This window comes from Tsuneonella sp. HG222, from assembly GCF_053819185.1.
The window spans coordinates 769,254-792,779 of the sequence record NZ_JBSOQZ010000001.1; the positions used below are offsets into that span (position 1 = coordinate 769,254).

At 67.7% G+C, this 23,526-nt stretch carries 28 protein-coding genes; 9 read left to right on the plus strand and 19 right to left on the minus strand.

What is annotated here, in order from left to right; translation table 11 throughout:
• Positions 1 to 28 precede the first annotated feature (28 nt).
• The gene (locus ACWPMZ_RS03835; RefSeq protein ID WP_455702686.1) at positions 29 to 1,501 is read left to right on the plus strand and encodes an aldehyde dehydrogenase; all 1,473 of its coding nucleotides are present in this window, start codon (positions 29 to 31) and stop codon (positions 1,499 to 1,501) included.
• A 4-nt stretch (positions 1,502 to 1,505) separates the two neighbouring features.
• On the opposite strand, the gene ACWPMZ_RS03840 is transcribed toward ACWPMZ_RS03835, so the two are convergent.
• From ACWPMZ_RS03840 to ACWPMZ_RS03870, 7 genes are all read right to left on the minus strand, one after another.
• On the minus strand, positions 1,506 to 2,312 hold the full coding sequence (locus ACWPMZ_RS03840; protein WP_455702687.1) for a lipid II flippase Amj family protein: 807 nt from the start codon (positions 2,310 to 2,312) through the stop codon (positions 1,506 to 1,508).
• A 39-nt stretch (positions 2,313 to 2,351) separates the two neighbouring features.
• Positions 2,352 to 3,119 carry a sulfite exporter TauE/SafE family protein gene (locus ACWPMZ_RS03845; RefSeq protein ID WP_455702688.1) on the minus strand — a complete coding sequence of 256 codons (768 nt, stop codon included), beginning with the start codon at positions 3,117 to 3,119 and terminating at the stop codon, positions 2,352 to 2,354.
• Between the two features lie 113 nt (positions 3,120 to 3,232).
• On the minus strand, positions 3,233 to 3,676 hold the full coding sequence (locus tag ACWPMZ_RS03850) for an RrF2 family transcriptional regulator (protein ID WP_455702689.1): 444 nt from the start codon (positions 3,674 to 3,676) through the stop codon (positions 3,233 to 3,235).
• A 109-nt stretch (positions 3,677 to 3,785) separates the two neighbouring features.
• Positions 3,786 to 4,916: a PepSY-associated TM helix domain-containing protein gene (locus ACWPMZ_RS03855; RefSeq protein ID WP_455702690.1), complete on the minus strand. Its 1,131-nt coding sequence runs from the start codon at positions 4,914 to 4,916 to the stop codon at positions 3,786 to 3,788.
• A gap of 142 nt (positions 4,917 to 5,058) precedes the next feature.
• Positions 5,059 to 5,247 carry a helix-turn-helix transcriptional regulator gene (locus ACWPMZ_RS03860; RefSeq protein WP_455702691.1) on the minus strand — a complete coding sequence of 63 codons (189 nt, stop codon included), beginning with the start codon at positions 5,245 to 5,247 and terminating at the stop codon, positions 5,059 to 5,061.
• Positions 5,244 to 5,624, minus strand: a complete 381-nt coding sequence (locus ACWPMZ_RS03865; RefSeq protein ID WP_455702692.1) for a hypothetical protein — start codon at positions 5,622 to 5,624, stop codon at positions 5,244 to 5,246. Before ACWPMZ_RS03865 ends, ACWPMZ_RS03860 begins: the two co-directional genes overlap by 4 nt.
• Before the next feature lie 76 nt (positions 5,625 to 5,700).
• Positions 5,701 to 6,264 carry a nuclear transport factor 2 family protein gene (locus tag ACWPMZ_RS03870; RefSeq protein WP_455702693.1) on the minus strand — a complete coding sequence of 188 codons (564 nt, stop codon included), beginning with the start codon at positions 6,262 to 6,264 and terminating at the stop codon, positions 5,701 to 5,703.
• A gap of 102 nt (positions 6,265 to 6,366) precedes the next feature.
• On the opposite strand from ACWPMZ_RS03870, the gene ACWPMZ_RS03875 reads away from it, so the two are divergent.
• The gene (locus ACWPMZ_RS03875; RefSeq protein WP_455702694.1) at positions 6,367 to 8,409 is read left to right on the plus strand and encodes a TonB-dependent receptor; all 2,043 of its coding nucleotides are present in this window, start codon (positions 6,367 to 6,369) and stop codon (positions 8,407 to 8,409) included.
• Positions 8,410 to 8,457: 48 nt separating this feature from the next.
• Here the strand turns inward: ACWPMZ_RS03875 and ACWPMZ_RS03880 are convergent, their stop codons facing one another.
• Positions 8,458 to 8,811, minus strand: a complete 354-nt coding sequence (locus ACWPMZ_RS03880; RefSeq protein WP_455702695.1) for a hypothetical protein — start codon at positions 8,809 to 8,811, stop codon at positions 8,458 to 8,460.
• A gap of 218 nt (positions 8,812 to 9,029) precedes the next feature.
• Here ACWPMZ_RS03880 and ACWPMZ_RS03885 point away from each other — a divergent pair, with 218 nt between their 5' ends.
• Genes ACWPMZ_RS03885 through ACWPMZ_RS03895 form a run of 3 tightly spaced genes read left to right on the plus strand, consistent with a single transcriptional unit; the run spans position 9,030 to position 12,450 of the window.
• Positions 9,030 to 10,478, plus strand: a complete 1,449-nt coding sequence (locus ACWPMZ_RS03885) for an aldehyde dehydrogenase family protein (RefSeq protein WP_455702696.1) — start codon at positions 9,030 to 9,032, stop codon at positions 10,476 to 10,478.
• Entirely contained in the window at positions 10,475 to 11,578 is a 1,104-nt protein-coding gene (locus ACWPMZ_RS03890; RefSeq protein WP_455702697.1) for an NAD(P)-dependent alcohol dehydrogenase, read from the plus strand. The genes ACWPMZ_RS03885 and ACWPMZ_RS03890 overlap by 4 nt, the downstream gene beginning before the upstream one ends.
• On the plus strand, positions 11,575 to 12,450 hold the full coding sequence (locus tag ACWPMZ_RS03895) for an alpha/beta hydrolase (RefSeq protein WP_455702698.1): 876 nt from the start codon (positions 11,575 to 11,577) through the stop codon (positions 12,448 to 12,450). Before ACWPMZ_RS03890 ends, ACWPMZ_RS03895 begins: the two co-directional genes overlap by 4 nt.
• Here the strand turns inward: ACWPMZ_RS03895 and ACWPMZ_RS03900 are convergent.
• A complete protein-coding gene (locus ACWPMZ_RS03900; protein WP_455702699.1) occupies positions 12,447 to 13,856 on the minus strand; it encodes a carotenoid oxygenase family protein in 1,410 nt (469 codons plus the stop codon). The two genes, ACWPMZ_RS03895 and ACWPMZ_RS03900, sit on opposite strands and share 4 nt — an antisense overlap.
• Before the next feature lie 96 nt (positions 13,857 to 13,952).
• Between ACWPMZ_RS03900 and ACWPMZ_RS03905 the strand changes: the two genes are divergently transcribed.
• Positions 13,953 to 14,507 carry a nuclear transport factor 2 family protein gene (locus ACWPMZ_RS03905; protein WP_455702700.1) on the plus strand — a complete coding sequence of 185 codons (555 nt, stop codon included), beginning with the start codon at positions 13,953 to 13,955 and terminating at the stop codon, positions 14,505 to 14,507.
• 48 nt (positions 14,508 to 14,555) lie between these two features.
• Here the strand turns inward: ACWPMZ_RS03905 and ACWPMZ_RS03910 are convergent, their stop codons facing one another.
• Genes ACWPMZ_RS03910 through ACWPMZ_RS03920 form a run of 3 tightly spaced genes read right to left on the minus strand, consistent with a single transcriptional unit; the run spans position 14,556 to position 16,024 of the window.
• Positions 14,556 to 15,209, minus strand: a complete 654-nt coding sequence (locus ACWPMZ_RS03910; protein WP_455702701.1) for a glutathione S-transferase family protein — start codon at positions 15,207 to 15,209, stop codon at positions 14,556 to 14,558.
• Positions 15,206 to 15,679: an SRPBCC domain-containing protein gene (locus ACWPMZ_RS03915; protein WP_455702702.1), complete on the minus strand. Its 474-nt coding sequence runs from the start codon at positions 15,677 to 15,679 to the stop codon at positions 15,206 to 15,208. Before ACWPMZ_RS03915 ends, ACWPMZ_RS03910 begins: the two co-directional genes overlap by 4 nt.
• Positions 15,680 to 16,024 carry an ArsR/SmtB family transcription factor gene (locus tag ACWPMZ_RS03920; RefSeq protein WP_455702703.1) on the minus strand — a complete coding sequence of 115 codons (345 nt, stop codon included), beginning with the start codon at positions 16,022 to 16,024 and terminating at the stop codon, positions 15,680 to 15,682. It abuts the gene before it with no gap.
• Between the two features lie 171 nt (positions 16,025 to 16,195).
• Between ACWPMZ_RS03920 and ACWPMZ_RS03925 the strand changes: the two genes are divergently transcribed.
• The 3 genes from ACWPMZ_RS03925 to ACWPMZ_RS03935 are packed head-to-tail and all read left to right on the plus strand — an operon-like array spanning position 16,196 to position 16,910.
• The gene (locus ACWPMZ_RS03925; RefSeq protein WP_455702704.1) at positions 16,196 to 16,408 is read left to right on the plus strand and encodes a hypothetical protein; all 213 of its coding nucleotides are present in this window, start codon (positions 16,196 to 16,198) and stop codon (positions 16,406 to 16,408) included.
• Positions 16,409 to 16,442: 34 nt separating this feature from the next.
• Positions 16,443 to 16,775: a hypothetical protein gene (locus tag ACWPMZ_RS03930; RefSeq protein ID WP_455702705.1), complete on the plus strand. Its 333-nt coding sequence runs from the start codon at positions 16,443 to 16,445 to the stop codon at positions 16,773 to 16,775.
• 3 nt (positions 16,776 to 16,778) lie between these two features.
• Positions 16,779 to 16,910, plus strand: a complete 132-nt coding sequence (locus tag ACWPMZ_RS03935; protein WP_455702706.1) for a hypothetical protein — start codon at positions 16,779 to 16,781, stop codon at positions 16,908 to 16,910.
• Between the two features lie 61 nt (positions 16,911 to 16,971).
• On the opposite strand, the gene ACWPMZ_RS03940 is transcribed toward ACWPMZ_RS03935, so the two are convergent.
• From ACWPMZ_RS03940 to ACWPMZ_RS03970, 7 genes are all read right to left on the minus strand, one after another.
• A complete protein-coding gene (locus tag ACWPMZ_RS03940) occupies positions 16,972 to 17,337 on the minus strand; it encodes a hypothetical protein (RefSeq protein WP_455702707.1) in 366 nt (121 codons plus the stop codon).
• 12 nt (positions 17,338 to 17,349) lie between these two features.
• The gene (locus ACWPMZ_RS03945; RefSeq protein WP_455702708.1) at positions 17,350 to 18,144 is read right to left on the minus strand and encodes a hypothetical protein; all 795 of its coding nucleotides are present in this window, start codon (positions 18,142 to 18,144) and stop codon (positions 17,350 to 17,352) included.
• A gap of 123 nt (positions 18,145 to 18,267) precedes the next feature.
• A complete protein-coding gene (locus tag ACWPMZ_RS03950; RefSeq protein WP_455702709.1) occupies positions 18,268 to 19,608 on the minus strand; it encodes a methyl-accepting chemotaxis protein in 1,341 nt (446 codons plus the stop codon).
• A complete protein-coding gene (locus ACWPMZ_RS03955; RefSeq protein WP_455702710.1) occupies positions 19,586 to 21,115 on the minus strand; it encodes a putative bifunctional diguanylate cyclase/phosphodiesterase in 1,530 nt (509 codons plus the stop codon). Before ACWPMZ_RS03955 ends, ACWPMZ_RS03950 begins: the two co-directional genes overlap by 23 nt.
• 70 nt (positions 21,116 to 21,185) lie before the next feature.
• Entirely contained in the window at positions 21,186 to 22,040 is an 855-nt protein-coding gene (locus ACWPMZ_RS03960; RefSeq protein WP_455702711.1) for a CheR family methyltransferase, read from the minus strand.
• Positions 22,037 to 23,134: a chemotaxis-specific protein-glutamate methyltransferase CheB gene (gene cheB / locus ACWPMZ_RS03965; RefSeq protein WP_455702712.1), complete on the minus strand. Its 1,098-nt coding sequence runs from the start codon at positions 23,132 to 23,134 to the stop codon at positions 22,037 to 22,039. The genes ACWPMZ_RS03960 and cheB overlap by 4 nt, the downstream gene beginning before the upstream one ends.
• 10 nt (positions 23,135 to 23,144) lie before the next feature.
• Positions 23,145 to 23,510, minus strand: coding sequence for a response regulator (locus ACWPMZ_RS03970; RefSeq protein WP_455702713.1), 366 nt, complete (start codon positions 23,508 to 23,510; stop codon positions 23,145 to 23,147).
• Between the last annotated feature and the right edge of the window lie 16 nt (positions 23,511 to 23,526).

Consider the following 23,526-nt stretch of genomic DNA (forward strand, 5'->3'; position numbering starts at 1 on the left):
AGTCCCCGCGGGCGCAAGGAGACATGCGATGACCCCCCAAGGCGTAAACATCCAGCACCCGGACAAGCTGTTCATCGGCGGCGAGTGGGTCGCGCCCCTCAGCGGCGATACGATCGAGGTCGAAAGCCCGGTGAGCGAGGAGATCGTCGCCCGGGTCGCCGCGGCCGGCAACGCCGACATGGACCGCGCGGTTGCCGCCGCGCGCGCGGCGTTCGACAACGGCCCCTGGCCGACCACGCCGCCGGCCGAGCGCGGGGCCATGCTGATGAAGCTGGCCGATGCGCTGGAGAAGCGCGTGCCCGAGATCGCGGCCGCCTGGTGCGCGCAGATCGGCGGGCTCGAGCAGCGCAGCCAGATGATGCAGATGGGCTCCGTCATGGGGCTGCGCGGGATCGCTTCGATGGGCGAGACCTTCGCCTGGACCGAGCAGCGCAAGGGCCAGATGGTCGACACCGTGCTGATCGCCCGCGAGCCGGTGGGCGTCGTCGTGGGCATCGCGCCGTGGAACGCGCCGTTCGGCATCATGCTCAACAAGGTCGCCTATGCGCTGATATCGGGCTGCACGATCATCATGAAGCCGAGCCCGGAGACCCCGCTCGAAGCGTTCATCATCGCCGAGGCGGTGGAGGAGGTCGGTTTCCCGGCGGGCGTGGTCAATCTGGTGCCGGCGGACCGCGAGGCATCGGATCACCTGATCCACTCGCACGACATCGACAAGGTGACCTTCACCGGCTCGTCGGCCGCGGGAATGCACATCGCCAGCGTCTGCGGATCGAAGATGACCCGCGCCACGTTCGAACTGGGCGGCAAGAGCGCGGCCATCGTGCGCGACGACTTCCCGATCGAGGACGCGGCCAATATCCTGGGCAACACGATCACGATGATGAGCGGACAGATCTGCGCGATGCTGAGCCGCGCGATCGTGAGCAAGGACCGGCACGACGAACTGGCCGAGGCGATCGCCAAGGTCATGAAGGGCGTGAAGATCGGCGATCCTTCCCAGCCCGATACCCAGCTCGGCCCGCTGGCGATGAAGCGCCAGCTCGACCGGGTGGAGATGTACATCGAGGAAGGCCGCAAGTCCGGCGCCGTCCTGGTCACCGGCGGGCAGCGCCCGGCACACATGAACAAAGGCTATTACATCGAGCCCACGCTGTTCGCCAACGTCGACAACAAGAGCCGCATCGCGCAGGAGGAAATCTTCGGCCCGGTTCTGTGCCTGATCCCGGCGGAGGACGAGGAGGACGCGATCCGCATCGCCAACGAGAGCGACTTCGGCCTCAACGGCTCGGTCATGACGACCGATCCGCAGGCGGCCTACGACATCGCGCGCAAGGTGCGCACCGGCGTGGTCGGGCAGAACGGGATGCGGATGGAATTCGGCCAGCCGTTCGGCGGCTTCAAGCAGTCGGGCATCGGCCGCGAAGGCGGCGAGGAGGGGATCTGGCCCTACCTCGAGACCAAGACCATCCTGCTCGACGGCGCGCCGGCCAAGCTCTGACCGGTCAAATTCGCGCCGCGATCCAGGCGATCAGCATGGCGGCGGGGACGAAGGCGGCCTGGGCCAGAACCGTTCCCGCCAGCCGGCTGAGCGAGATCCACGTCACCACCCGGCGGTAGGCGGCTTCGCTCAGGCTGCCGTCGATCACGTCGTCGGTCAGGATGGAAAGCTGCGGGTCGATCAGCACGAACAGCAGGATCGTGGCGACGCCGTTGATGACCGCCGAAAGCTGCGAGGCGGTGACGCGGAAGTCCGGCCCGAGATACCCGGCATAGAGCGAGGCGAACACGCCCACCGCCAGCAGCGCCTGGGCCAGCGCGTTGGCGACCAGGATGCCCCAGCCTGCCTCCTTGGGACGCTTCAGGTGCTGCAGGTTGGCCACCCTGGGCGGCGCGATCGACTGGCGGATCATCGCCAGCCCGCCGGGCGACATGCTGCGCAGCGCGAGGCGGGCGACCGAGGGCTTCTTCTGCATCGCGCCGATGGCGGCGGCGAACAGGCGCTGGAAGGTCGGCACCAGCAGGATGCCAAGCAGGACCCCCACGGTTGCCGAGCCCATGATCCAGCGGAAGTCGGCCAGCAGGTGCTCGCCGCCGCCGGCCACGATGCCGTTCTCCACCCGCTTGGCCGCGAGCGGGGCGAGGAAGCTGTTCGACAGGCGCGAGACGAGGACCAGCACGTTGAACAGCGCGAAGCTCATCGCGATCCGGCGGGTGCGCACCCCGGCGATCCGCGCGGCATAGGCCAGCGCGCCGATGAGGTTGATCGCTCCGGTGAGCAGGCACAGGACGACGAGGGGCCAGTCGATCATGGCGGGACTTTCGCAGGGGAGGGCGGCTTGTGGCGGGCCCTAGAGTATCGGCCAGGCCTTGTAGATCGAGAAGGTGCTGGTCGCCACAAGAACGATCGAGACCCCGACCAGCAGCGTGCGCGCCGGGATGCGCTTCGCCACGATCGCCCCGAACGGCGCGGCGACCACGCCGCCGATGATCAGCCCCACGGTCGCGACGGTGAAGGCCGCGAATCCCAGCGAGGCGATGAAGGCGACCGAAACGGAAACCGCCAGGAAGAACTCCGCGGTGTTGACGGTGCCCACGGTCTTGGCCGGATCGCTGCCCTGGACCAGCAGGTTGGACGTGACGACCGGTCCCCAGCCGCCGCCGCCCGCGGCGTCGAGAAAGCCGCCGACCATGGCCAGCGGCCGCGTGGTCTTGGGATCCTCGAAGCGCGGCTTCGACTTGCTGACGCCCTTGACGAACAGGTAGATGCCGACGCCCACCAGGTAGATCATGACGAAGGGCCGGGCGGTGCTGGCGTCGATGTTCGACAGGACATAGGCGCCGACCACGCCGCCGAGCACGCCGAACGGCACGAGGCGCTTGAACAGGCCCCAGTCCACGTTGCGCTGCCAGATGTGGCTCACGCCCGAAGTGCCGGTGGTGAACATCTCAACCAGGTGGGTGCTGGCCGATGCGGTCGCCGGGGCGACGCCCAGCATGCTCACCAGCATGGTCTGCGAAATGACGCCGAACGCCATGCCCAGAGCGCCGTCCACGATCTGCGCGCCGAAGCCGATGAGGATGAACGGAAGCAATTCGGAAAACGAGATATCGAACATGCGGGAAGGGCTCCTGCGTGGCGGGCTGGCCGAGACGCGTGAAGCCTAAACTCTACTTTCGGAGTTGACAATACGCCGAGCGTTCGGCCGACGCGCCCTTGCGTCGGGCGGGATCAGGGCTCCGCTTGGTCGGTAAAGGCAGGCACCGGGTCGATCCGGTCGGACAGCTTGATCCCGTCGAGCAGGTCGGCGGTGCGATCGCGCACCTGGAGCATCAGCGCGCGGGTCCGGCAATCGCCTTCCTCCAGGCAGTTGCGGCACTTCTCGTGGGCATAGCGGCTGGCGCAGGGCACCAGCGCCAGCGAGCCGCGCATGTGCCGCACCAGGTCGCCATAGGATATGTCGATCGGCGGGATGGCCAGCAGATACCCGCCGTCGCGCCCGCGCGTCGAAGCGATGATGCCCGAGCGCGCCAGTTCGGACAGGATGACCGTCAGGAACTTGGCCGGGATGTTCTGCTTTTCGGCGATGTCGGCAAGCTGCACCGGGCCCTTGCCGTAATGGTCCGCAAGGTGCTGCATCGCCCTGATGGCATAGCGTGTCTTCTGCGACAGCATGCTCTCGTCCTGCACCGACCGGTCGCCGGCTGCAACCGGGCTGTTGCCCGGCGGGATAACTTGTCCGCGACCTGTTGCCCCGCGAAACGCCGCGGACGCATCGAGCGGCCTAGGACAGACCCCGGTTATGCGCCGCGTAGGCCGCGCGCACGCTGCCCTTCACCCGGCGTCCGCGCAGCCACATCATCACCCCGGTCACCGCCAGCCCGGCCGGGATCAGGCCGCCCAGGAAGATGACGATCTGCCAGACCACGCCCATGTCGGTCCCGTCGTGGAATCTGCGCATCAGGCGCGCGGTGGTCTCAGGCCGGGGCGGATCGGGCGGGGTGAGCTCGCCCGTCGCGTCGGCCACCTTGACTTCCGCCCGGCCGCCGTCGCGGTCGTAGGTCAGCGTCCACTGTCCGTCCGGCGCCGTAGGCCAGGCGATGGTGCGCAGTTCGCCGGGGGCGAGCGGCGCGGCGATCGATGCCGCAGTGTCGGGGCTCAGGGCGGTGCGCTCCAGCAAGGGGGCAGGCGCGCCGCGCGCTCCCGGCGGCGGGCCGCCCGGGCCGTCGCCGGCAAGCGGGCCGAAGAACGCGGGGAAGCTGATCCACGCCCCGGTGAAGCTGAGCACCGCGAGCGGCAGCGCGATCCAGAACCCGCCCTGGTGGTGCAGGTTGCCGCTCGTCGTCGGCATCCGCTTCCAACGCAGCCCGCGCCGGAAACCGCCCTTAAACGGCCACCACAGCCACAGCCCGGTGAGCGACGAGGCGAGCATGGCCCAGCCGATCCAGCCGACGATCTTGCGGCCCATTCCCGGGATCATCAGGCTGCCGTGCAGCACGTGCATGACATGGACCGCACCCGCATCGCTCCTGCCGGTATCGAGCACCCGGCCGTCCACCGGATCGAGCCAGTATTGCGCAAACACCGGCCGCCCGCCCCGCGGCGGCCCGGCGAGCGAGGCGGCGGCAAGAACGGGGCCGCTACCGCTCTCGGGCCAGGTCAGTCGCGCCCGCGCCTCGCCCGGCGCGAGCGCGCGCCGCGCGGCATCGGCATAAAACTGCGCCGGCTTGTCGGCCGCCGCCGTGGTCGCGCGCTCGGGATTGAGCGTGCCTTCGAGCCAGTCGTGCCACACGAGCGCCGATCCGGTCAGGCAGATGGGGATGATGACCGCGGCCAGGATCAGCCCGATCCACTTGTGCACCTGGAACCACATGCGGCGGAGCCGCACCGTGGTGGAATTTGCCGTCGTCGCCATGAATGTCCCCGTCGTTCGACAGCACTTGAGCAGTTTTGCTAACGCTTCGCAAGAACGGGATGCGGGTGAGGTGATATGCGACGTCGATCGCTAGCCGGAAAGCTCGCTGTGGCCAGCGCGGTGGCGGGGCATGCCGATGGCGTCAGGGTTGAAACACCTCCTCTATCGTCAGCCCGAAGGTCCGGGCGATGCTGAAGGCGAGCGGCAGGCTGGGGTCGTAGCGCCCGTTCTCGAGCGCGTTGACCGTCTGGCGCGAGACCTGGAGCACTTCGGCGAAGTCGCCCTGGCTCCAGCCCTTGGCCGCGCGCAGTTCGCGGATGCGATTGTTCACCGGTAGTGCCTCACGGCGGCGAACTGGCCGACGCCCCACAGCACGCCCATGATCGGCCAGACGGCGAACGTCGGCAGGCGCGGCGCCCCGCCGCCCTCGGCAAAGCCCCAGCCGAAGGTTATCAGCGCGGTGCCGAGAAAGGCGAAGGCGATGGCATCGTACTGGATGCGGCGCTGCAGCTCGTCCATCCGCCGCAGGCCGCGCAGCACCGCCCAGACTGCCGCGAAGGCGCCGAGCATTGGCACGAGATTGACCGCAAGCAGCAGCGCGCCATCGGGCTGGATCGCCCGTTCGAGTGTGTTGGCCCCGACCAGCAGCACTGCATAGAGCACAAGCGCCCCGCCGAGTTCGAACGTGTATTGCCTGGAATTGAACATCGTTACCTCCTGTAAAGGAGGCTTTACACAGGCTTCCGCTGCCTGTCAAGGACACTTTCCATCAAGATCGGCCCGGTCAGAGCTTCTTGCTGTTGGGATCGATCGGCGGATCGCTCTTGAGCATGGGGTCCCAATGCTCGGCGATCCGGCCGTCGGCAATGCGATAGAGATCGAACCAGGTGGAGTAATAAGTCTCGCCCGCGGCGTCCTTTTCCGGCCGCACGAAGCTGGTCATCACGTAGTCGCCCTCGGCAATGAGCTGGATCAGCGGGAGCTCCAGCGTGTCGGCGATCGGCCGCTCGGGCCGGGTCTTGCGGATGTAGTCCTGCACCCCAGCAAGGCCCTGCCCGGCGTTGGGGTTGTGCTGGATGTAATCGGCGGCGATGAACTCGCCGGCGCGGTCGGCCAGGCCGGCCTGCAGCACGATGCGGTACATGTCGTAGACCAGCCGCTTGTTGGCCGCGAGCTTCGGATCGGCGCTGGCCAGCAGCGGAGCGTGGTCCTTGGGCACGACGGGCGGGGTTGCTGGCACGTTGGCGGGCACGTTTGCGGTCATGGGGGCAGTCTCCTGCTGGGCCGCGAGCGGCATGGGGGCGGTGGTGCAACCTGCAAGCAGCAAGGCGGCGACGGCTTTGCGCATCGATGGACTCTCCCTCTTGCCGCCAAGTCCTGCCAAAGGCAGCGTGACACCGCAAGCATGAGCCGCTACGTGGGCGGACAAAGTCAACGAAAGACGGACAGGATGCCCCTCAGACTGCGCCTAATGCTGGCCGCCGCCAGCGGTACGCTCGCCGTGCCGGCCTTTGCCCAGGATGCCGCCGGCGATGCCGCGCCCGCACCGGCCGGAATCGGCCCGGAAATTATCGTCACCGGCCGCGGGCTCGACGAGACGCCGGCCACGCCGGCCTACGACATCCAGCGGATCGACCGCGAACAGCTGGTCTCGACCGCTTCCGGCCGGCTGGAGGACGCGCTGGCGAATGTCGCCGGATTCCAGCAATTCCGCCGCTCCGACAGCCGGTCCTCGAACCCCAGCGCGCAGGGCGTGACGCTGCGGGCGCTCGGCGGGAACGCCACCAGCCGCGCGCTCGTGTTGCTCGACGGCGTGCCGATGGCCGATCCGATGTTCGGCTATATCCCGCTGTCCGCCATCGACCCCTCGCGGCTCGAAAGCGTGCGCGTGACGCGGGGCGGCGGCTCGGGGCCGTTCGGCGCGGGCGCGCTTGCGGGCACGATCGAGCTCGACAGCGCGGATGCAGCCGACGTCGGCCTGTTCACCGGCTCGGCGCTCGTCAACGACCGGATGGAAACCGAGCTGTCCGCCAGCGTCGCGCCCGAGCTGGGGCAGGGCTACGCCGTGATCAGCGGGCGGTGGGACCGGGGCAAGGGCTTCTGGACCACGCCCGAGGCACAGCGCGTACCGGCAAGCGTGCGGGCCAAGTTCGACAGCTGGTCGGGCACCGCGCGCATCGTCCAGCCGATCGGCAACGACCTGACGCTGCAGGTTCGCGGCATGGCTTACGACGACGACCGGGTCCTGCGGTTCGCCGGGGCGACCACGGGCAGCAAGGGCGAGGACCTGAGCGCCCGCCTGATCGGCCGCGGTGACTGGCAGTTCGACGTGGTCGGCTATCTGCAGTGGCGCAATTTCTACAACACGGTGATCTCCTCCACCACGTTCAACCGTTCGCTCGACCAGAAGGACACTCCGGCAAGCGGGCAGGGTGGGAAGATCGAGGTTCGGCCCCCGGTCGGCGACGCGCACACGCTGCGCCTGGGTGCGGATTATCGCCGCGCCAAGGGAGACCTGCTGGAAGACGCCTACAACGCCACCACCAGCGTTCGCACCGCGCAGCGGTTCGCGGGCGGGGTGAACACCGACATCGGCCTGTTCGTGGAAGACGACTGGGAGATCGGCCCGGTCACCCTGACGGGCGGCGTCCGCGCGGACCGATACACGATCCGCGACGGATACTACCGCGCGCTCAACGGTCCGGGCACCGTGACGACGGCCGACAACACCTTCGCCGACCGATCAGACTGGGTATTTTCGTGGCGCGGCGGCGCGGTGTTCGAAGCGAGCCCGGGGCTCGAACTGCGCGCAGCCGCCTATTCCGGCCTGCGCCTGCCGACCATCAACGAACTGTACCGCCCCTTCGTGGTCTTCCCGGTGACGACCAACGCCAACGAGAACCTCGTGCCCGAAACGCTCGAGGGTTTCGACGTTGGGGTCGACTGGAGGCCGGGGCCGGGGCTGCGCTTCACCGCGACCTATTTCGACAACGTCGTGAAAGACGCGATCACCAACGTTACCGTCGGCACCAACCTGCGCCAGCGGCGCAACATCGATGCGATCGATGCCGAAGGGTTCGAATTCGGCGCCGAGGTCAGGCAGGGTGCGTTCGGCTTCGATGCCTCGCTCGCCTATACCGATGCGCGGCAGGAGGGCAGCGGGCCTGCCGCCGCCCTCGACGGGTTCCGCCCGTCGCAAACTCCGTCATGGGCGGCGAGCGCGACGGCGAGCTGGCGCCCGGCGGAGCGGATGCTGTTCGCCGCCACGCTGCGCCATGTCGGCAAGCAGTACGAAGACGATCAGCAGACCGATGTGCTTCCCGCCGCGACTACGGTGGATCTCTATGCGCAGGTCCCACTGGTCGACGCGCTCAGTTTCGTCGCCCGCGCCGAAAATCTGACCGGGGAGACGGTCGTCACGCGCAACCAGGGCGGGTCGATGGATCTCGGGGCGCCGCGCACCTTCTGGGCCGGGCTGCGCTACGGGTTCTGACGAGAAAAGTGCCGCGTGGTGCGGCCCTTTTCCTGATCGGATTGTTGCTCAGCGGTCGCCGTATCCCGGCGGCCCGCTGTCTCCCTGCTGACCCTCGCCATCGCCATCCTGCATCTCGGCCTGGCGTCGCTGTGCGGCGTCGGACTGTTGGGGCTGTTGCTCGCGCCGGCCGGGGTCCGGCTGGCCGTGGCTTCCGCCGGTCTGTTCGGGCTGGCCGGTTTCCATTGTTATATCGTTGCCGTCGTCGGGTTGAAAATCGACCGCGCGATCGCCCTCGGGCCGGTAGGTGCCGCCCTGCTGTTCCTGTTGCGGCTGCTCCTGTTCGGGGTTCATGCTCCCCCCGGCATTGGCCTGCTCCTGCTGACGGCTGCCGGCGCCACTGTTCTGGCTCTGCTTCTGCATCGTACGCTCCTGAATTTCCGCACGAAATGCTTCGTGCCTCCGACCATCAATCACCCGGCAGGCCCGTTCGTTCCGGCCGTTTCGGCGCCGGGCGACGAAGCGGGCGCGAGGTGGGGCGGGCGTGATGCGGACGCGGTCGCGGGGAAATATCCGCCGACCGAAGGGAACGGTTGATTCAGGCTATCGCCTCTCTACGAAGGTGCGCATGAGGGAGAGACATGGCCGATATTCAGGTTCTCGAAGTCCGCAATCCGCGCACCGGTGAAGCGGATTTCACCTTGCCCATCTCGGACCGGCAGGAAGTCGCCGCGAAGGCGGCCCGGCTGCGCGGTAACCAAGCTGCGTGGGAAGCGCTGGGGGTGGGCGGCCGCTGCGCGGTCATGGCCCGCTGGCTGGGCGCGGTGAAGGCCCAGGCGGTCGCGATCGGCGAGGCCGACGCGGTCGATACCGGCGGCTGCCACACCAGCTACCTGCAGGGCTTCATCACCATGGGCGGCATCGGCGGCTGGCTGGAAGACGCGCCCAAGGCGTTCGCCGCGCTCGAGTGGCAGGGCATGAGCACGTCGATGCCCACGGTCGAGGTCGAGAGCCAGGTCGTCGCCTTCCCGGTCGTGGGCGTCATCAGCCCGTGGAACGCCCCGCTGATGCTGGCGCTGCTCGATGCGATCCCCGCGCTGTTCGCGGGCTCGGCCGTGCTGCTCAAGCCCAGCGAAGTCACGCCGCGCGTGATCGAGGCGCTGTTCGAAACCGTCCGCACCGTGCCCGAGCTGGCCGCGGTGTTCGATTACGTGACCGGCCCCGGCGCCGTTGGCCAGGCGGTGATCGCCGAGGCCGACACGATCTGCTTCACCGGCTCGGTCCCGACCGGGCGCAAGGTCGCCGTGGCCTGCGCCGAACGGCTGATCCCGTGCAATCTGGAACTCGGCGGCAAGGATCCGTGCATCGTCACCGCCAGCGCCGACCTCGACCGGGCGGCGACGGCGGTGCTGCGCGGCGCGGTCTATGCCACCGGGCAGGTCTGCTATTCGGTGGAACGGGTCTACGTCCACGAGAGCGTGCACGACGCCTTCGTGGCAAAGCTGGTGGCGCTGGCGGAGAAGGTGCGGCTCAATGCCGACAATCCGCGCGCCGGGCATATCGGCCCGTTCACTTTCGCCCCGCAGGCCGAGATCGTCACCCGCCACCTGCAGGACGCCGTTGCCAAGGGCGCGAAAGTCCTGACGGGCGGCCAGGTCGAGAACATCGGCGGCGGCCTCTACCTGCGCCCGACGGTGCTGACCGGCGTGACGCACGACATGCTGATCATGCAGGACGAAACCTTCGGCCCGACGATTCCCGTCATGGCCTTTGCCGATACCGAGGAAGCGATCCGGCTGGCCAACGACACGCAATTCGGCCTCACCGCCAGCGTGATTGCCGGCTCGGCCGAGGAGGCCAAGGCCATCGGCAAGCGGCTCAATGCCGGTGGCATCTTCCTGCAGGACACGTTCCTGACCTTCGCCAAGCTGCGCACCTTCGGTTCGGACAGCTTCGGCTGGTCGGGGTACGGCGCTCCGCGCATCGGACCCGAAAGCCTGCGCCGCTTCCTGCGCCGCAAGAGCCTGCTGACCCAGACCGGGCCGGTCGCCGACATCCAGGACGATCATCACCTGGGGAAGGGCGCGTGAAGATCACCGCCGCTGTCAGCCGCGATCCTGCCTCCGCCGCACCCTCGCTCGAGAAGCTCGAGCTCGAGGTGCCGCGCCCGGGTGAAATGCGCGTGCGGCTCATCGCCACCGGCATCTGCCACACCGACCTGCACGAGCATCCCGGCCGCCACGCGCCGCATCCGATCGTGCTGGGCCACGAAGGCGCCGGCGTGGTCGAGGAACTGGGCGAAGGCGTTGCCGGGTTCGCGGTGGGCGATCACGTCATCCTGTCGGGCAATTCGTGCGGACGGTGCCCCAGTTGCTTGGCCAACCGGCCGACCTATTGCGATCTCGCCATGCCGCTGTGCTTCGGCGCGCAGCGGCTGGACGGGTCGACCGCGCTCAGCCGTGACGGGGAGAGCGTCCACTCGCACTTCTTCGGCCAGTCGAGCTTCGCCACCCACTGCGTGGTGCCGCAGCGCACCGCGGTGAAGATGGACAAGGACCTGCCGCTCGAAAAGCTGGGACCGCTGGGCTGCGGCGTGGTGACCGGCGCGGGCGGGGTGATCGAGGCGCTCAAGGTTGGCTACGGCGATACCATCGCCGTGTTCGGCACCGGCGGCGTCGGGCTCAGCGCCGTCATGGCGGCGAAGCTGGTGGGCGCCAAGCGGATCGTCGCGATCGACATCGACCGCTCGCGGCTCGAACTCGCTCGCGACTTGGGCGCGACCGACTGCATCGCGGCGGACGAGGAAGGCGTGGCCGACAAAGTTCGCGCCGTCACCGGGCGCGGGGTCGACTTCACCTTCAACACCACCACCGTGCCCGAGGTTCACTCCTGGGCGCTCGACGCGCTGGCGATGAACGGCACCGCGGGCTTCGTCGCCGCGCCGCGCGGCGACTGGACGCCAAGGATGTTCGCCATGCTGGCGGGCGGGCGGCAGTTGCGCGGCATCCTGGGCGGCGACGCACATCCCGGACTGTTCCTGCCCCAACTGGCCGAGTACTGGCGCCAGGGGCGCTTCCCGTTCGACCGCCTGCTCACCTTCTACCCCTTCGCCGAAATCGACCGCGCCTTTGCCGATGCGCATTCGGGCAAGGCGATCAAACCCGTCCTGTTGATCGGAGACCCCGCATGATGACCCCCGACCTGCGCGCGAAGCTCGACGCCTTGGGCCGCGAGCTTTCGCCCGGCCTGCTGGGCGGGACGAGCCAGCTTTTCGCCGGCCTGTTCCAGGGGATGGACCCGCAGACCATCGAGGACGTCGACATCTCCTACGGTCCGGACGAGCGCCACCGGCTCGACATCTACCGCCGCGACCTGGCCAAGGACGCGCCGGTCTTCGTCTTCGTCCACGGCGGCGGGTTCGTAATGGGCGACAAACGCAGCGATGCGACCCCGTTCTATCGCAACGTGGGCGACTTTGCGGCGCGGATGGGCTGGATCGGCGTTACCGTGACCTATCGCCTCGCCCCCGGGAGTACCTGGCCCAGCGGGCCGGAGGATCTGGCGCAGGTGGTCGGCTGGCTGCGCGAGAACATCGCCGAATACGGCGGCGACCCGGATCGCATCGTGCTGTGCGGCCAGTCCGCCGGGGCGGTCCACGTCGCCAGCTACGTCGCTTTCCCCGCGCATCACGTGGCGCCCGGCGGCGGCATCGCCGGGGCGGTGCTGATGAGCGGCATCTACGATACGGTCGCCACCGCGCCCAACGACATGCACCGCGCCTACTACGGCGCCGACGAGAGCCGTTATGGCGAGGCGAATTGCGTTCCCGGCCTGCTGCAGACGCAGGTGCCGCTGTGCCTGACGGTCAGCGAGTTCGATCCCGAGAGCTTCCAGCGTGAGGCAGCCCGCTTCGCCGGTGCCTGGGGCGAGGCTAAAGGCACCTTTCCCGAGCTGCACTTCCTGGCCGGGCACAACCACCTGACCCCGGCGCAGAGCCTGGGTTCGACGGTCGAGGACGTGGAGCAGCTGGTGGCCGACTTCGTGCGGCGCGCGACGTCCTAGCCGGCCGGCACCCAGCTTCCGTGAAAGGCCATCGGCAGGGCGAAGGGCAGCTTGATCGTGGCCAGCGCCGGCCTGCTCACGTCGTTGCCGTCCAGGATCAGCAGGTCGGTGCGCTTCTCGGCGAACCGGTCGACCACGGTCAGGATATAACCGTCGCCTTCTGCTGAATCCGGCGTCCGGGGCACGAACACCGGCTCCTGCGCCGCCGCAGCCTCCAGGTCGTGGAAACGTAGTTCGTGGCTGTCCCAGTCGATCTGCGCGATCCCCATGCGCGGCGGGTCGCGGAACGCCAGGTAGCCGACGCGGTACTTCTCCATGGCGTAGCGGTCGTCGATCTTGGGCATGTCGCCATAGGCGCCCTGGACCGGCTCCATGGTCACCGCCTCGGCGCCGTTTTTCGACAGGTCGAAGGTGATGCGGGTCAGCTGGGTCACCGTCTCGGCCATGCTCGGCAGGTTGCCGTGCTTGTCGCGGAAGAAGCAGAAGCAGTTGCCCGGGCTCACCGGGGTGTCGACGATCACCTTCGAACCGTCGGTATAGGCGTTCATGATGTGGCCCAGCACGATGCCTGGAATGTCGAACCAGCGCAGGTCTTCCACCGTGCCGCCGCGCGGCATGATGCCCCACTTGGTCGGCAGGTCGGGATCGTACTGGTAATAGGGTTCGCCCGCGCGCAGCCGCTTCTCGTCGGCGACCAGCGGCATGATCGGGAACACCAGATGCTCGCGCGTGACCGCCCAGTCGTGGCTGAGGCCGGGGTAGGGCGTGTGGAACCATTCCTCGCGCAGCAGGCGGCCGTCCTTGTCGAACACGTGCAGGCTGGCGTCGGTCGTCGGCTCGCCCCCGGCGAACACGCCGTAGGACCACCATTCGCCGGTCTGCGGATCGATCTTGGGATGCGCGGTGAGCGCGGTGGAGCGCAGCCCCTCGAACGCGGGGATGTCGAGCGTGTCGAGCGTTTCGGGATCGAGCCGATAGGGCCGCGAATCCTCGCGCAGGGCGTAGACGTTGCCGCCGTGGGCGAAGGCGTTGGTGTTGCCGGTGTTGTCGCGCTGCGGCAGGTTCGAGACGCTTTCGTCGTCGGTATGGCGGTTGCGATAGGTGCCGTAGAGCCGCCGCCGGGCCGCGCGCTCGGCCTTAAGCCGCTCGGTCTGGACGTAGCGGCTGCGGAAGCTGACGTGGCCGTCCTCGAAACGGAACATGCTGGCCATTCCGTCGCCCGCCAGGATGATGTCCTCCTCCATGCTCGGGTACTGCCGGTCCGCACCGGTGCGATAATAGGCGCCGTTGCGCAGCGCCTCGGGGATCTCTCCCACCACCTCGCACTCGAACACGTCGGCCTCGAACCGCATCGGACTGCGGGTCTGGCCGCCGAAGCTGGCGTAGGGGTGAAATATTTCCGGCATCTGCCTCTCCCGGTGGATTCGATTGCTTAGTTTGCTAAGATCGATTGAACAGTGCGCGCGCGGGAATGGCAAGCGCCGAGGGGGAGGGGATAGCAAATGGCAGAGAACGCCTGGCCCGAAGGGGTGCCCAAGGTCATGCCCGCGCAGGACCGCGGCGAGATCGAGGAGCTCTACGCCCGCTATGCCTGGGGGATCGACCTGGCCGACGAGGAACAGGCCATCGCCACCTTCGCCCGCGAGGCGGAATTCGATCACCTGTGGCAAGGCAAGGTCCAGGGCCACGAGGCCATCCGCAAGAACCTGCGCAGCCTGTGGTACGACCGGCAGCACTGGTGGTACGGCCGCCAGCACCTGATGAGCCACTTCATCATGGACCCGATGGAGCAGGGAGCGCGGGTGCGCTGCTTCTTCCAGATCATCCAGTGGAATGCCGACTACAACACCAACTTCGTGTTCGGCATCGGCACGCGCGACGACCGGCTGATCAAGGAAGACGGGCGCTGGGTGTTCTTCAAGCTGGCGGTCAATGCCTGGACGGCGGCCGACCAGATCCCCTGGAAGGGCGAGCGTACCCTGCCGCTGCGTCCGCCTTACAAGAGCCCGCCCGCGGACACGCGGCCGTTCGACGAGCAGACCGGGGACGGTTGGTAATCTCGCTCGGCGGCTGACTGGAGAATCCGACCAGCCAGAGACTCCGGCCTAGTCCCGGTCCGGTGCCCCGAGCGGGAAGTAGTGTCGGAACGGGCGCGCCTCGTCGACCGCGCGGGCGAACGAGGGGCGCTCCAGCAGGCGCCGGCGATAGGCGATCAGGTGCTTGAAGCGGTCGGGGATGCGCCAGGTCCAATCCGCGTAGAACAGCGAGGGCGCGGCGGCGCAATCCGCCAGGGTGAAGCTCTCGCCCACGGCCCAGGTTCGGCCGTTCATCCGCTGGTCGAGCCAGGCGTAGCTGACTTCGAGCACCTTGCGCGCTTCCTCGACCCCATAGGGATCGCGCGCTTCCGGCGGCCGCAGCGCGTCGAGCACGAACTTGCCCTGCGGCGTCATCACGTAGTTGTCGAACACGCGGTCCAGCATCCGCACCTCGACGGCCAGGTCCGGGTCGTCGGGGATCAACTTGACCGGGCCGGGATACCGGACCTGCAGGTGTTCGATGATGATCGACGCTTCCAGAATGACCCGGTCTGCGTCGCGCAGGATCGGAAACTTCTTCATCGGCCACAGGCGGGCGAGTTCCTCGCCGACCCCGGCATCCTCCATCATGCGGTAGGTGAAGGGGATATCGTTCTCGTAGAAGGCGATCAGCGCTTTCTGGCAGTACGAGGAAAACGGGTGGGAGAAGAGCTCGAGCGTCATGCGAATGCCCTCGCTTCCCGCCCCTCGATCTTCGCCACCAGATTGTCGACATGCCAGGTCGTGCCATGCTCGCGCGCCTGTACGGCCTCGATCCCTCCTGAAAAGTAGGCGCCCTGCTCGGTGTGGAGCAGCGTCGTCCGCTCGCCGTCGGCCCTGAGCTCGATAGTCTGCAGGGACACGGACAGCTTCTCGCCCCCGTGGAGCAGATCGTAGACCAGGACGATCCGCTCGTTCTCGACGATGTCGTGATAGGTTGCCTGAAAGTCGGTCACCAGACCGCTCGGCCAGCGTGCATGGAACCGCTCGGTACCGCCCTCGCGAAAATCGAGATGACGGGCGAGCACTTCGGCATCGGTCGGAGTCCTGAACCATGCGGCCTTGGCTTCGAGGCTGGCATAGGCTGCGAAGATCCGGCTCGGGGCCGCGTTCAAGTGTCGTTCGATAACGAATGTGGCGTTTGTCACGGTCATCTATTCTTCTCCCGTCGGATGCGGTTGGGCCAGATAGGCTTCGAGCTGATCGTACTGCCGCTCCCAGAACTGCCGGCGCTCGGTGATCCAGCGGTCGATCCGGTCGATCGCGCCGGCATCCAGCATGCACGTGCGCACGCGGCCCTGCTTGGCGCTTTTGACGAGGCCCGACTCCTCGAGCACCTTGAGGTGCTGCGTCACGGCCGAGAGGGTCATAGGAAAGGGTTTCGCAAGCTCGCTGACGGTGGCCGGACCGCGGCTCAACCGTTCGACCATGGCGCGTCGGCTGGGGTCGGACAGCGCATGAAACGCCTTGTCGAGAGGTTGCGACTCATACTGAAGCATCCACTTAAGTATTGCTGGATGGCAGGCGGTGTCAAGCGGGGCGAACCGGGTCGCCGCTCCTTGCATTTCGCGGCAGACACCCCATTTTGGATGCATCGATGCGGCAGTCTGTTTGTGAGCGCCCTCGACTGAGAGACCGAGGGCTCCCGCTTGCAGCAAGGGAGCCGTCCGATGCCTCACCCCCAGCCCAACGTGGACCCGCCCAAACCCGAAGCTTCGGTGATCCAGGGAGGCAGCGTTCCCCCGGAACAGCTCGCCGCATCCCTCGGCATCGTGCGCCACGTCACGGAAACCTATTCGGTCGGCGGGTTCAAGTACACCAGCCTGACCGACGCCGTCGCCCAGGCGCGCCGCATGATAAAGCTGGAGCGCGAGCTCCTGTGAACCTCGTTCCCACCTTCAAAGGAGAGCCGCCCGCGTGACCGAAGAGAAAATCAGCGCGCCCGCATCGCACTGGCGCAGGCGCGCCAAATCCGTCCCGATCCCGCGCGATCAGGCCGTCAGGCAGGGGGATATCTCGCGCCTGGCGTTCCTTTCGCTGGGCAAGGAGGCCGCGATCGCGTTCCTCAACGCCGATCTGCCCGAACTCGGTGGTCGTCCGCTCGCCGTCGCAACTGCCAGCGAAGCCGGTGCCGTCAAGGTAAGGGCGATGCTGGAGGATGGCTCGGCTGCCGAAATCGGCGAGGCCCGGCGCGCGAGTGAAGCTTTGCAGTCGGCCGAAGAACCCACCGAACAGCTTGCCGGAGAATAACCCATGGCGAAAAGTCAGAAGAAATCGAACCGCGAAGTCCGCAAGCCCAAGGCGGAAAAGATCAAGACCAATGCCTCTCAGCCCAGCGTGAAGCCGGGTTCCGTGAAAGGGCTGGAGAACCTGCGGAACACCTGATCCTGGATGAGCCGGTCGCGATTGCAGTTTCCTGCAGCAGCGCCGACGAGGCTTTGATCCCCTAGTGCCAGCGCACCTGGCCGCTGCCCGGCTGGAGCACGAGCCTGAGCTTCTCGAGCTCGGCGATCAGCACGCTCAGCGCCTCGGCCTTGAACACCAGGGGTAGTTCGGCGCCGCCCTTGAGCGACATGAACAGGATCGGCTCCCCATCGGTGGTCTTGCCCGTCTGCATGCCGGACGGACGGATGAGCTGACGCTCGGCCTCGTCCCCGCTCAGCTTGGCGGTCTCGGCCGCCAGCGCCGCAACCAGCGCGGCGGCGCACTGCGTGCTCACCGCGATCGTGTGGATGGCATCGTCATCGCCGAGCATGTCGAGCGTGATCGTGTCGCCGTCGACCGACCATTGCTCCATCCGAACGTACTTCACAGCGGAAATCCTCTATTCCTTGGGCACCAGCAGCCGGGCCGGGCGCCGCTCGCGCGCGGTCTTGAACAGCTGGTAGGTCTGCCCGACGAGTTCGGTGACCCCGGTGATGGAGGCCACGAATGCATCGAGCTCGGGCGTATGGGCGGCTTCGATCACGCGCGTGTGCGCCGCCGGGTTCGGCCCTTCGAAGTGGACGTAGAACAGCGGCTCGCCGCGCTTGAGGATCAGGTCCTTCGTGGTGTCGTGCCATTCGAAGGCCCACATCAGCGCGCGCGGCCAGATGTCGATCGGGAAGCGGCCGCTGATCTGGGTGCCGGGGCGCGTATCGCCCAGGTAATGCAGGATCGGCGGGGTCTGGTTCACGAAGAGCGGATCGTCGGTCACGAAGGTGAACGGGGTCAGCATCTGCAGCACCGGGCGGTCCGGGTGGCGCCATTCGTGCCGCGGCTGGAACACGATCCGCTTCTGCAGCGCCTCTGATCGGATCGGGCTCTTGTCCGCCAGCAGGTTGGTGATGTTCATGTCGTGCGGCGTCAGTTGCAAACGCAGGTGCACGTCGATCGGACAGTTGATGACCCAATGCCGGCGGTCGAAATCGATCACCGAAGGGCATTGCCCGACGGAGCGGGGGTCCGCGCTCTGCGAATGGGTGCGGACCTGCTTGGGCGTGTCCCAGATGATCGTCGCCTGCTCGCCGTTGAGCAGCCAACCGGCCGTGTAGCTGCGCGCTTCCGCGGCGCCGGACCGCTCGGGCGGTGCGGCTTCGGCTTCGGGCGGCGGGTCTTTTCCGAAGAGTTTCCCCAGCATGGAGGGGCCTGGCCTTTCGATCGCTGCGATACGCGGGGCGAAGGGTATCGCCCCCCGCTGTGCGCGGGCCGTAGCATGGCCTCTGCCGGCGGGAAAGAGCGCCCCAGGCAGGGCGTGCGCGCGTCAGGCTTGGCGCACGTGCTCGATGAAATCCGCCGCCTTGCCGCGCAGGTACGATGCCTGCTTCTCGAGGTCGGTGGAGCTGGTCAGTACCTGGCTCGCCGCGCTGCCGGTGGCGAGCGAGGCTTCGCGCACCATCTCGATATTGCTCGTCACTTCCTCGGCGCTGCGGGCGGCCATGTCGATCGAACGGGCAAGGTCCTGCCCGGCAACCGATTGCTGGTCGACCGCCGCGGCGATGGACACGGCGGTCGTCTCCAGCTGCTTGATCTGGCCCGCGATGTCGCGCAGCGCAGTGACGCTGGCGCCTGTGGTGTCCTGCATCGCGCGGATCTGCGCGGCGACCTGTTCGGTTGCCTTGCCGGTCTGCGTGGCCAGTTCCTTAACCTCGCTGGCGACGACCGCGAAGCCGCGCCCGGCCTCGCCGCCGCGCGCCGCCTCGATCGAGGCGTTGAGGGCGAGGAGGTTGGTCCGCTGGGCGATGGTGGAGATGAGCTCCACGATCTTGCCGACTTCGCTGGCGCTGCTGGTCAGTTCGGAAATGGTCTGGTCCGCATCGACCGCAGCTACGCTGGCCTTCCGGGCCAGTTCGGCGCTGGTCGAGGCCTGGCGGCTGATTTCGCCGATCGACATGGCGAATTCGTCGCTCGCGGCGGCCGCGGCGGTGACGCCCGCGGTCGCTTCCGCAAGCGCCATGCTCACGCGGGAAGACTGGCTGGCCGACTGCTCGGCGCTCGCCGCCATCGCGGTGGCGGTGGCCTGCAGTTCGCTCGAGGCCGAGGCGACGCTGCCGACGACTTCCACCACCGTCTGGTCGAACCGATCGGTTAGCTGGCGCAGAGCGGCCGCGTGCTTTTCCTTGTTTCCGTCGGTCTCGCTGCGCAGCTTCTGGAACTTGCGCGCGGCTTTCTGGATGGTCACCAGTGCGCGGGCCAGGTCACCCATCTCGTCGGCGCGGTGCTGCCCCTCGATCTCGATTTCGTGGCGGCCCTCCGCCAGCGCGATGGCGCTGCGCTTGGCGCTGCGCAGGGGACGGATGATGTCCTCGTTGATCAGGCGCTGGGTGGCCCAGGCGGTGACCGCGATGCCGGCGGTGAGGGCGAACAGGACCGTGAATGCCCAGGCTGGAACCGCGTCCGTGCCGAGCCACATCGCCAGCGCCAGCGCGGCGTTGCCGGCGGCCAGCCCCGTCAAGGCTGCCAGCACGGTGCGCATCCGCTGGCCCAGCGTGCCGGTGCCGAACATGCGGCGCTCGCGGTCGAACGGCTGGGCCGCGGCCCGCGCGGCGCGGTCCAGGTCCAGGTCGTCCGGCGTGGGCGCCTCAGGCGTGTGCGACATGTCCATGACGTTCGTCTCCGATGGTGCGCGATATGTCGAGCAGTTGGGTGAGTTCGGCGGCCGGGACCGCGCGGTAATAGAGCCAGCCCTGCATCTGGTCGCAGCCGGCCGAACGGGCGAGGGTGGCCTGGGCGTCGGTCTCCACGCCTTCCGCGGTCACGCCCATGTTCATCGCGCGGGCGACCGCGATGGAAGAGACCATCATCGCCCGGCTGGATTCGTCGTCGGCCGCCTCGACGATCAGCGAGCGGTCGAGCTTGAGCTTCTCGAAGCGGAACTTGCGCAGGAAGCCGATCGAGGCATAGCCGGTGCCGAAATCGTCCAGCGCCACGCCCACGCCGAAACTGCGGATCATGTCGAGCGCGCGCCCGGCCACGGCGGGATCGCCGACCAGGTAGGTCTCGGTGATTTCCAGCTCGAGCCGCTCGGGCGGGAAATCCGTCTCCTCGAGAATATGGCCCAGGTGGATCGGGAATTCGGGATTGCGCAGCTGCGCCGGGGAAACGTTGACCGATAGCTTGATATCGCCCCAAGTAAGCGCATCCAGGCACGCCTGGCGCAGGACCCAGCGCCCGATCGGATTGATCAGCCCGGTCTCTTCGGCGATGGGAATGAACACGTTGGGCCCGATCGCCTCGCGCTCGCCCCGATCCCATCGCAGCAGAGCCTCGACCGCCACGATTGCGCCCGACTGGGCATGGACCAGCGGCTGATAGGCCATGTGGAACTCGTCCTTGGCCAGGGCCTGGCGCAATTCGCTCTCCATTATGCGGGAGCGCTCGCGCAATTTGTCGAAATCCTCGGTGAACCAGGTGCAGCGCATCTTTCCACCGGTCTTGGACGCGTACATCGCCACGTCCGCCTGGCGCAGCAGTTCGGAGGAACTGGCCGCGCCGCCCATGCCGTTGCGCGCGAGGCCCACGCTTGCGCCGATGGACAACTTGCGATCGTCGATGGCGATGGGCTTGGTCAGCCGGTCGAGCAGGCGGCGGCAGGTGCTTTCGAGGATATTGGCGGCCAGCGGGCCGATCACCACGATCGCGAACTCGTCGCCGCCGAGGCGATAATGGCGTGCCTCGCCATCGCAGAGCTCGCCAAGAAGCTCAGCCATTTCCTTGATCAGCTTGTCGCCCACGAAATGGCCGTAGTGGTCGTTGACTGCCTTAAACCCGTCGAGATCGAGCAGGGCGAGGGCGACCTCGTCTCCCGTCCGCGCCAAACGACTGACGTCGAAGTGGAGCGCCCGCCTGTTGGACACGCCGCTCAGGCTGTCGGTCAGACCGATGCGTTCCAGCTTGCCTACGTTGGCCAGCCCGATCCGCACGAGAAGTGCGGCGGCGACGAAGTAGACGATGGATGCGATGGCCAGGGCCCGCAGGGAATCGGGCGCGGCGAAGGCGCCGTTGCGGCCGAGCCAGGCGAGAAGAGCCGCGACGATCGCGCTCAGCGCGGCCATCGAGCCGATCACCAGCCATCTGGGCGACAATTCGCCGTCGTGAGCCTTAAGCCGCAAATCGCCGCCCCCCTCGCTGCGGGATAGGCGCAAAGGGTTACGGAAGCTTAAACCCGACATTTACCCTGTTTCACGCAGCGGTCGCGCGAGTCCGTTGCTCGCCCTGGCCTGCATGACGATAGATCGCCTGGCGCTCCTCGTCGGGCACGAAGAAACCGCCGCGGCCCAGCACCGTCTCGCCGCCGCCCAGGACCAGCCGGCCGTCTTCGGCCAGCGCCTCGCTCAGCCGGCCGAACGCCCGCTCGCGCACCTGGGCGTCGAAATAAAGCAGCACGTTGCGGCACAGGATAAGGTCGAAACGGCCGGGGTAGGGCGCGGGGTGGAGGATGTTGTGCACTTCGTAGCGCACCCGGTCGCGCAGTTCCTGGCTAGCGCGCCATCCGTCGGCGGTCTCGGTGAAATTGGCGAGCATCTGCGCGACGCCCAAGCCGCGCTGGATCTGGAAGTTCGAATAGGTCGCCTTGCGGGCAAAATCGACTATCCCGGACGACACGTCGGTGCCGAGGATCTCGATCGTCCATCCGTCCCAGCGCGCGGCCTGTTCGGCGAACATCATGGCCAGGCTCAGCGTTTCCTGGCCGCTCGAACAGCCCACGGACCAGATCGACAGGCGCTTGGTCCGCGCCCGCTCGGCAGCAAGCTGTGGAAGCAGCGCGTCGGCGAGGTAGCTGAAGACCTGCCGGTCGCGGAAGAAGTAGGTTTCGTTGTTGAGCAGGGCCTCGACCACTTCCTGCGCCAGGCTGCTTTCGTCGGGCTGGGTGAGCAGCACGACGAGGTCCTGATTGCTGGCGATGCCGCGATCGCGGAAAAGGCCGGCAAGCGCGGGCGCGATGCGCCACTTGCGGTCCTCGGTCAGGCGCTGGCCGGTCCGCGCCTCCAGCAAGCCAGCGATGATCGAAATGGCAAGGTCGTCGGGGTCCATCATGCGCTCCCCGCTCTTGCTGCGGCACCGACCCGGGCGGCCAGATCGACAGGGTGAAGAATGGCCGAGGCGAGGCCCGCCTTGGCGACCGAACCGGGCATGCCCCAGACTGCGGAGCTCACCTCGTCCTGGACCAGCAAGGTGCCGCCGGCGTCGGCCAGATCGCGCGCGCCTTGCGTGCCGTCGCGGCCCATTCCCGTCAGCACGACGCCCAGCGCGGCGGGGCCATAGGTCCGGGCGAGCGAGGCGAACATCGGGTCGACCGAGGGCATGCAGCCGCTCGGCGAAGGGCGCCGGTCGAGCGCGATCACGCTTTCGCCGGCCCTGCGCTCGACGAGCATATGGGCATCGCCGGGTGCAACGAAGATGTGGTCGGGCTGCAGACGCATCCCATCCTCGGCCTTCAGCGTCGGCATGCCTGACACTTCGTGAAGCTGGTGCGAGAAGGCCTGGATGAACGAAGCGGGCAGGTGCTGCGTGACGAGGATGGGCACACCCGGGCGCGAGGGAAGCGCGCCGAAGAATTGCCCGAGGGCGTGGATGCCCCCGGTCGAGGAGCCGAGCGCCACCACCTCCGCCCTGCGGCGCGATGCGGAACGCAAGGCAGCGCCCGGCTCGCTGCCTTGGGCCATACCCTGGCGAAGCGGCGAGCGGCCCCCGAGCGCGCGAACCTTGGCCAGCAGTTTCTCGCGATAGACCTGGTCGAATCCGCCCGACGGCTTCTGCAACGTGTCGGCCGCGCCCAGCGCAAGCGCCTCGACGGTCGCCTCCGCGCCGTCGGCGGTAAAGCTGGAGACGACGAGGATCTTGGCCTCGCGCGCCCGTTCGATCATCCTGGGCAGGGCGCCGAGCCCGCCGATGCCGGGCATTTCGAGATCGAGCAGGATAACGTCGACGTGTTCGCCGGACAGGGTCCGCAGCGCGTCTTCCGCAGTCGCGGCCGAACCTGCAAGGGCAAGGTCCGCCTCGCGCTCCACCAGGCGGGAGAACGCCGCGCGCACGATGAGGGAATCGTCCACCACCAGGACGCGGATGGGACGACCGCGCTGCGACGGGCGATTGGCGCCCGGCATGCCGATCGTCGAGGCGAGGGTCATTGCCGCGCCCTTAGGCGGCGCCGACGAGCTGCAGCTTGATCTGCAACGTATCGTGATCGAACGGCTTCATCACGTATTCGTCGGCCCCGGCGTCGATCGCTTCGCGGATGTGAGCGACATCGTTCTCGGTGGTGCAGAACACGACCTTGGGCTGGTTGCCGCCCGGGCGCTCGCGCAGTTTGCCGAGGAACTCGATGCCCGTCATCACCGGCATGTTCCAGTCGAGCAGGATCACGTCGGGCATCTTGCCGTCGCACTTGGCGAGGGCTTCCTGCCCGTCGGCCGCTTCGTCCACCAGAAAGCCGAGGGTCTCGACGATATGACGGGACACCTTGCGGATCACACGCGAATCATCGACGATCAGGCAGCTTTTCATAGGGTTACGACCTTGA

Excerpts from the sequence above, each read along its gene's own strand:
- ACWPMZ_RS03835 (WP_455702686.1), top strand. The coding sequence starts at position 29 with ATGACCCCCCAAGGCGTAAACATCCAGCACCCGGACAAGCTGTTCATC.
- ACWPMZ_RS03840 (WP_455702687.1), bottom strand. The coding sequence starts at position 2,312 with ATGATCGACTGGCCCCTCGTCGTCCTGTGCCTGCTCACCGGAGCGATC.
- ACWPMZ_RS03845 (WP_455702688.1), bottom strand. The coding sequence starts at position 3,119 with ATGTTCGATATCTCGTTTTCCGAATTGCTTCCGTTCATCCTCATCGGC.
- ACWPMZ_RS03850 (WP_455702689.1), bottom strand. The coding sequence starts at position 3,676 with ATGCTGTCGCAGAAGACACGCTATGCCATCAGGGCGATGCAGCACCTT.
- ACWPMZ_RS03855 (WP_455702690.1), bottom strand. The coding sequence starts at position 4,916 with ATGGCGACGACGGCAAATTCCACCACGGTGCGGCTCCGCCGCATGTGG.
- ACWPMZ_RS03865 (WP_455702692.1), bottom strand. The coding sequence starts at position 5,624 with ATGTTCAATTCCAGGCAATACACGTTCGAACTCGGCGGGGCGCTTGTG.
- ACWPMZ_RS03870 (WP_455702693.1), bottom strand. The coding sequence starts at position 6,264 with ATGCGCAAAGCCGTCGCCGCCTTGCTGCTTGCAGGTTGCACCACCGCC.
- ACWPMZ_RS03875 (WP_455702694.1), top strand. The coding sequence starts at position 6,367 with ATGCCCCTCAGACTGCGCCTAATGCTGGCCGCCGCCAGCGGTACGCTC.
- ACWPMZ_RS03880 (WP_455702695.1), bottom strand. The coding sequence starts at position 8,811 with ATGCAGAAGCAGAGCCAGAACAGTGGCGCCGGCAGCCGTCAGCAGGAG.
- ACWPMZ_RS03885 (WP_455702696.1), top strand. The coding sequence starts at position 9,030 with ATGGCCGATATTCAGGTTCTCGAAGTCCGCAATCCGCGCACCGGTGAA.
- ACWPMZ_RS03895 (WP_455702698.1), top strand. The coding sequence starts at position 11,575 with ATGATGACCCCCGACCTGCGCGCGAAGCTCGACGCCTTGGGCCGCGAG.
- ACWPMZ_RS03900 (WP_455702699.1), bottom strand. The coding sequence starts at position 13,856 with ATGCCGGAAATATTTCACCCCTACGCCAGCTTCGGCGGCCAGACCCGC.
- ACWPMZ_RS03905 (WP_455702700.1), top strand. The coding sequence starts at position 13,953 with ATGGCAGAGAACGCCTGGCCCGAAGGGGTGCCCAAGGTCATGCCCGCG.
- ACWPMZ_RS03910 (WP_455702701.1), bottom strand. The coding sequence starts at position 15,209 with ATGACGCTCGAGCTCTTCTCCCACCCGTTTTCCTCGTACTGCCAGAAA.
- ACWPMZ_RS03915 (WP_455702702.1), bottom strand. The coding sequence starts at position 15,679 with ATGACCGTGACAAACGCCACATTCGTTATCGAACGACACTTGAACGCG.
- ACWPMZ_RS03920 (WP_455702703.1), bottom strand. The coding sequence starts at position 16,024 with ATGCTTCAGTATGAGTCGCAACCTCTCGACAAGGCGTTTCATGCGCTG.
- ACWPMZ_RS03925 (WP_455702704.1), top strand. The coding sequence starts at position 16,196 with ATGCCTCACCCCCAGCCCAACGTGGACCCGCCCAAACCCGAAGCTTCG.
- ACWPMZ_RS03935 (WP_455702706.1), top strand. The coding sequence starts at position 16,779 with ATGGCGAAAAGTCAGAAGAAATCGAACCGCGAAGTCCGCAAGCCCAAG.
- ACWPMZ_RS03945 (WP_455702708.1), bottom strand. The coding sequence starts at position 18,144 with ATGCTGGGGAAACTCTTCGGAAAAGACCCGCCGCCCGAAGCCGAAGCC.
- ACWPMZ_RS03950 (WP_455702709.1), bottom strand. The coding sequence starts at position 19,608 with ATGGACATGTCGCACACGCCTGAGGCGCCCACGCCGGACGACCTGGAC.
- ACWPMZ_RS03960 (WP_455702711.1), bottom strand. The coding sequence starts at position 22,040 with ATGATGGACCCCGACGACCTTGCCATTTCGATCATCGCTGGCTTGCTG.
- cheB (WP_455702712.1), bottom strand. The coding sequence starts at position 23,134 with ATGACCCTCGCCTCGACGATCGGCATGCCGGGCGCCAATCGCCCGTCG.
- ACWPMZ_RS03970 (WP_455702713.1), bottom strand. The coding sequence starts at position 23,510 with ATGAAAAGCTGCCTGATCGTCGATGATTCGCGTGTGATCCGCAAGGTG.